Below are 5,323 nucleotides of genomic sequence, written 5' to 3'. Positions count from 1 at the left end.
CCAATAAACGTTCTATATCCATCAAGCAATGTAGATTTACTTCATCTGCTCAGCAAATTCATGCACAGCAGAGTAGGCTTGCTTATCGAGAATGTCTGCCAGTGAGCATAACGCTCTTTGCAGCTCTGCGTTGTAGTCAGCGCTCACGTTAATGTGGCCCATCTTACGACCTGCACGCTTCTCTTTGCCATACCAATGAACATGACAGCCACCTTGAGCCAGAATAGCCTCAGGTAGGGTATCTTCACCAAGAATGTTGATCATTGCGGTTGGGCGAATCAGTTTAGTACTGCCTAGTGGCATACCGCACACAGCACGTAGGTGGTTCTCAAACTGACAAGTTTCAGCGCCTTGCTGTGTCCAGTGGCCAGAGTTATGAACACGTGGTGCAATCTCGTTAACCAGCAGTGAACCTTTAACATCAAAGAACTCTAACGCTAGCACGCCAACGTAATCCAAACGTTCTGCAACAGCGGTGAACATGGTTTTTGCTTGCTCTTGCAGTTCAATGTCATCAATCGCTGTCGATAAGCTCAACACGCCGTCGGTGTGAACATTTTCAGCCAGTGGGTACACTTGAATCTCGCCATTAGCGCCACGAGCACCCACCAGTGATACTTCGCGGTCAAACGGGACAAACTCTTCAGCAACAATCGCTTGGTTGTCTGTTGCAGCGATGCACTCAGCCATTTCTGCCCAAGTCGCGTTAACATTATCTAATGTCTTTAAGCGCCACTGGCCTTTGCCATCGTAGCCACCAAGTGTGCTCTTCAATACCATTGGTAAGCCAACGTGAGCGATCGCAGCGTCAAAGTCTTCACGAGAGTTAATCTCGTAGTACTTAGCATTTTTCACGTTTGCTTCGTCTAACAGGGCTTTTTCAAGGCGACGGTCACCGCCAGCTTTGATTGCTTCTGTTGTCGGTAAGAACTTACCGCTGCGCTCACATACCTCAAGAACATCGTGAGGGATATGTTCGAATTCAGCAGTAATGACGTCCGCACGCTCAATCGCATTGTCTAAGCCGTTGCCTAGAATCGCTTGCGTTAATGGGTGAACAATATTTTTGCTGCCAACATCAAAAGCAGAAATTTCAATATTCAGCGGTGCCCCAGCTAGGGACATCATGCGAGCAAGTTGGCCCGCGCCTAACACAAGAACATGCATTGGAATTAGTCCTCTGCAGGGTTTGGATTAGCAAGAACCGTTTCTGTTTGCTCAGAGCGGAACGCTTCTACTTTCGCCATCACCTCTTCATTGTGTGTACCAATGATTTGAGCGGCTAGGATGCCTGCATTGGCAGCGCCAGCTTCACCGATAGCCAGAGTACCTACCGCGATACCTTTTGGCATTTGTACGATAGAAAGCAGTGAGTCCATGCCTTTCAGTGCTTTAGACTGAACAGGAACACCAAGAACTGGGACGCTTGTGAAAGCAGCTGCCATGCCCGGAAGGTGAGCTGCACCGCCAGCACCCGCAATAATCACTTTAATACCGCGCTCTTTCGCACTGGTTGCGTAATCTGCAAGCAACTGAGGTGTGCGGTGAGCAGAAACCACTTTTGTTTCGTACGCCACGCCAAACTGATCCAACATTTCTGCAGCTAGCTTCATTGTTGGCCAATCAGATTTAGAACCCATGATAATACCGACAGTCATCTCAAACTCCTTCAGGTACGATTTAATTAGTGATTAGATATTTTGCGCGCATTATACGGGTAAAATTGCTTAAGGAAAACGTTTGCGTCAGTCTAAGTTGTTAATTGATACATTTTATAAACAAATAGCTTTAGTCACAGTGAATGATAATTTGTACACTTAGCGAGTTCGATAACAGAATTTATGAGGCAACCCGTGGATAACTTTCAACATACTTTGCAGGCATTGCAACAAGGTGAAGTCATTGCTTACCCGACTGAAGGCGTTTTTGGGGTCGGTTGTGATCCCGATAATCCACAAGCCATTAAGAAATTGCTCGATTTAAAACAGCGGCCGATGGAGAAAGGGTTGATCCTAATTGCAGCGAGTTACGAGCAGTTGCTGCCCTATATTGATGAAAGCCAGTTGACGGAAGCGCAGTTGGCAACAGTGAAAGCGACATGGCCGGGACCAGTGACTTGGATAATGCCAACCAGCAGTAAAGTAACTGACTGGGTCAGTGGCCAATTTGAATCCATCGCGGTGCGAGTGACGGATCACCCTTTAGTTCAAAGAATGTGTAATGAATTCGGTAAGCCGTTAACCTCGACCAGTGCTAACCTGACAGGTGAATCGCCTTGTATGACGACTGAAGAAGTTCAACAGCAACTGGGTCAACATTTGGTGGCTATTTTAGAAGGTCAAACGGGTGGTCGTGAGAAGCCAAGCGAAATTAGAGATGCAAAAACGTCGAAAATATTAAGACAGGGTTAAACCCTGCAGAGGAAGAAAGATGTCAGCAATTGATAAAGAAGCAGTAAAACAGTTTTTACTGAGCCTACAAGATTCGATTTGCCAACAGCTTGAGCAAGCTGATGGCGCAGCACTGTTTGAAGAAGATGCATGGGAACGTGAACCTGGCGAACGCCTTGGTGGCGGTGGTCGAACTCGTGTGATGACCAATGGTGCGGTATTTGAGCAAGGTGGGGTTAATTTCTCTCACGTAGCGGGTAAGGCAATGCCTGCCTCAGCCACGGCTCATCGCCCTGAATTAGCTGGACGCAAGTTTGAGGCAATGGGTGTCTCATTAGTTATCCACCCTAAAAACCCATACATCCCAACCTCACACGCCAACGTACGCTTCTTTATTGCTGAAAAGGAAGGGGAAGACCCTATCTGGTGGTTCGGTGGTGGTTTTGATTTAACGCCATTTTATCCTTTCGATGAAGACTGCCAATCTTGGCATCAAACCGCTAAAGATCTTTGTGCGCCGTTTGGTGATGATGTTTATCAAGAGCATAAAGAGTGGTGTGATAAATACTTCTATCTGCCTCACCGAGACGAAACACGCGGTGTGGGTGGTTTGTTCTTTGATGACTTAAATGAGTGGGGCTTCGATAAGAGCTTTGCTTACATGCAGGCGGTCGGTGAAGGCTTTGCTGCGGCGTACTTACCAATTGTAGAACGACGCAAAGAGACACCTTATGGCGAACGTGAGCGTGACTTCCAACTATACCGTCGTGGCCGCTATGTTGAATTTAACCTAGTGTATGACCGTGGCACCTTATTTGGTCTACAAAGCGGTGGTCGCACAGAGTCTATATTAATGTCGATGCCGCCATTGGCTCGTTGGGAATACCGCTACGAACCACAAGCGGGTTCACCAGAAGCTCGGCTTTATAGCGACTACCTAAAGCCTCGAGTTTGGTAGTTCTTCCTTCCTTATAGGGATAGTGATAGGGTCATCTATATAGATGACCCTTTTTTATTTCTGTTAGGTAAGGATATGACACAGCAAGTAGATCGTTATGCCGTTTTCGGTAACCCTATTGGGCAAAGCAAATCGCCATTCATTCACACATTATTTGCTCGCCAAACCAGCCAACAACTTACCTATACAGCACTCCAGCCAGAACAAGGTGAATTCATCACTGCTGCTCAAGCATTTTTTAGTGAAGGTGGGAGAGGGTGTAATGTCACTGCGCCATTTAAAGAAGATGCTTATCAGTTCGCTAATCGCCTGACTGAGAGAGCTGAACTAGCAGGTGCCGTAAACACACTTAAGAAGCTAGATGATGGAGAGATCATTGGTGATAACACCGATGGTGAAGGCTTAGTTCAAGACCTTCTTCAACATCAAGTTGCGTTAAAAGGAGCTCGCGTTCTTCTTCTTGGCGCTGGTGGTGCTGCGAGAGGAGTGATTCAACCTCTTCTCGATCAAAAGCCACAACAGCTGGTGGTCGCTAATCGAACCTGCTCCAAGGCTGAACTTCTGGCTGAGATGTTTTCGTCGCATGGAAATATCAAAGGTATAGGGTTAAGTGATGTTAATGAAGGTTTTGATGTCATTATTAACTCGACCTCATCTGGTCTAAGTGGGCAGCTTCCTGAAGTGTCTGATGCTATTTTCAATTCTACTAGCGCCGTTTATGACATGGTTTATGGATCGGGAACCACAGTATTTAATCAATGGGCATTAGATAATGGTGTTCATGCTGCTTATGATGGTTTGGGTATGTTGGTGGGGCAGGCAGCAGAAAGCTTTATGCTTTGGCGTGGTCTTCGTCCGGGAACAAAACAGATTTTAAGAGAATTACGTAAAAACCTAGAGATGTAATGAGGTGTTTATAAAAAATGAATCAATCAATTCTATTTTCTGATATCCAAGATTGGGATGAAGAGAATCAATCAATCACCTTCCCAGCACAGCAGTCGGGTGCACTGATTGAGTGTGTAATGTCTATTGAAGAGTTGTCTCGATTGGCAGGCAAAGATATAGAAGAAGGCGATCAAGCTTTAGTTATCTTTTCAGAGTTACGTTTCGATATTGAAGAGCTAGCTGAAGAGTTAATAGAAGAAGAGGAGTATGACTCCTCTAATCGGATCCAAATCAAAGCGCTTTAGACTGGAAGTACAGAGTCTAGATAGTCGTTTTTATTCTGAACATAGTTGTCAGCTGACTTCTGTAAAAAAGCACGCTCTTTATCGTTTAATGGGCGTGCTTGTTTTACCGGGCTTCCTACATAGAGATAACCGCTTTCAAGTACCTTGTTCGGTGGCACTAAGCTACCAGCACCAACCATCACTTCTTCTTTAATAATCACGCCATCAAGCACAATAGCTCCCATACCCACAAGTACACGATCTTCAATCGTGCAGCCATGCAGCATTACTTTATGACCGATAGTGACATCATTGCCTATTAATAGAGGGTAACCCTCAGGGTTTTCTGCATTCTTATGGGTGACGTGCAAGACACTACCATCTTGGATATTCGTTCTCTCTCCAATATGAATGTGGTTCACATCCCCTCGAGCTGCAACCAAAGGCCACACGCTAGAGTCATTACCGATTTTGATATCACCAACCAGTACCGAACTTGTATCTATATAGACACCTTGCCCTATCTGAGGGGATATTCCTTTATAACTGCGTATTGAACTCATAAATCCTCCTTTATATAGGCACCTTAAGCCGTTAATTAAGGGGAATACTAGTGAAAATGGGGTGTTTTGAACAAAAAACGCTCGAACAATCAAAAAAGTAAGAAAAACTTCAAAAAGGGCTTGCCAGTGTGATCGAAATCTCTATAATGCCACCTCGCTGACACGGGATGGCTTCGTAAGAAACCAAAACGAATCAGCAGGTCAAATTAGCCAAGCTAAGCACTTGAAAAAAGTTTTGAA

7 protein-coding genes are annotated in these 5,323 nt (G+C 45.4%); 4 read left to right on the top strand and 3 right to left on the bottom strand.

All coding sequences use genetic code 11. The features are described 5' to 3' along the window. Positions 1-36: 36 nt before the first annotated feature. Both AB4653_RS12685 and purE read right to left on the bottom strand, forming a co-directional pair. Complete coding sequence (locus tag AB4653_RS12685; RefSeq protein ID WP_009848093.1) at positions 37-1,167, bottom strand: 5-(carboxyamino)imidazole ribonucleotide synthase; 1,131 nt, start codon at positions 1,165-1,167, stop codon at positions 37-39. A gap of 5 nt (positions 1,168-1,172) precedes the next feature. Beyond that, entirely contained in the window at positions 1,173-1,658 is a 486-nt protein-coding gene (purE, locus tag AB4653_RS12680) for a 5-(carboxyamino)imidazole ribonucleotide mutase (protein ID WP_004735777.1), read from the bottom strand. Between the two features lie 195 nt (positions 1,659-1,853). Here purE and AB4653_RS12675 point away from each other — a divergent pair, with 195 nt between their 5' ends. The 4 genes from AB4653_RS12675 to AB4653_RS12660 all read left to right on the top strand — a co-directional run bounded on the left by AB4653_RS12675 (position 1,854) and on the right by AB4653_RS12660 (position 4,541). Further along, the gene (locus tag AB4653_RS12675; protein ID WP_009848092.1) at positions 1,854-2,411 is read left to right on the top strand and encodes an L-threonylcarbamoyladenylate synthase; all 558 of its coding nucleotides are present in this window, start codon (positions 1,854-1,856) and stop codon (positions 2,409-2,411) included. A 19-nt stretch (positions 2,412-2,430) separates the two neighbouring features. Next, positions 2,431-3,348, top strand: a complete 918-nt coding sequence (gene hemF / locus AB4653_RS12670) for an oxygen-dependent coproporphyrinogen oxidase (protein WP_009848091.1) — start codon at positions 2,431-2,433, stop codon at positions 3,346-3,348. A gap of 75 nt (positions 3,349-3,423) precedes the next feature. Further along, positions 3,424-4,254: a shikimate dehydrogenase gene (aroE, locus tag AB4653_RS12665; protein WP_065676887.1), complete on the top strand. Its 831-nt coding sequence runs from the start codon at positions 3,424-3,426 to the stop codon at positions 4,252-4,254. 17 nt (positions 4,255-4,271) lie between these two features. Beyond that, entirely contained in the window at positions 4,272-4,541 is a 270-nt protein-coding gene (locus tag AB4653_RS12660; RefSeq protein ID WP_065676886.1) for a DUF1488 domain-containing protein, read from the top strand. On the opposite strand, the gene AB4653_RS12655 is transcribed toward AB4653_RS12660, so the two are convergent. After that, on the bottom strand, positions 4,538-5,083 hold the full coding sequence (locus tag AB4653_RS12655; protein ID WP_009848088.1) for a gamma carbonic anhydrase family protein: 546 nt from the start codon (positions 5,081-5,083) through the stop codon (positions 4,538-4,540). The two genes, AB4653_RS12660 and AB4653_RS12655, sit on opposite strands and share 4 nt — an antisense overlap. Between the last annotated feature and the right edge of the window lie 240 nt (positions 5,084-5,323).

This window comes from Vibrio sp. 10N.222.48.A3, from assembly GCF_041475345.1.
Lineage (GTDB): Bacteria > Pseudomonadota > Gammaproteobacteria > Enterobacterales > Vibrionaceae > Vibrio > Vibrio tasmaniensis_A.
The sequence above is the reverse complement of the archived record's forward strand: the minus strand, read 5'-3'. Positions and strand labels throughout refer to the sequence as shown.

Coding starts and splice junctions, on each gene's coding strand:
- AB4653_RS12660 (WP_065676886.1), top strand. CDS start 4,272: ATGAATCAATCAATTCTATTTTCTGATATCCAAGATTGGGATGAAGAG.
- hemF (WP_009848091.1), top strand. CDS start 2,431: ATGTCAGCAATTGATAAAGAAGCAGTAAAACAGTTTTTACTGAGCCTA.
- aroE (WP_065676887.1), top strand. CDS start 3,424: ATGACACAGCAAGTAGATCGTTATGCCGTTTTCGGTAACCCTATTGGG.
- AB4653_RS12655 (WP_009848088.1), bottom strand. CDS start 5,083: ATGAGTTCAATACGCAGTTATAAAGGAATATCCCCTCAGATAGGGCAA.
- AB4653_RS12685 (WP_009848093.1), bottom strand. CDS start 1,167: ATGCATGTTCTTGTGTTAGGCGCGGGCCAACTTGCTCGCATGATGTCC.
- purE (WP_004735777.1), bottom strand. CDS start 1,658: ATGACTGTCGGTATTATCATGGGTTCTAAATCTGATTGGCCAACAATG.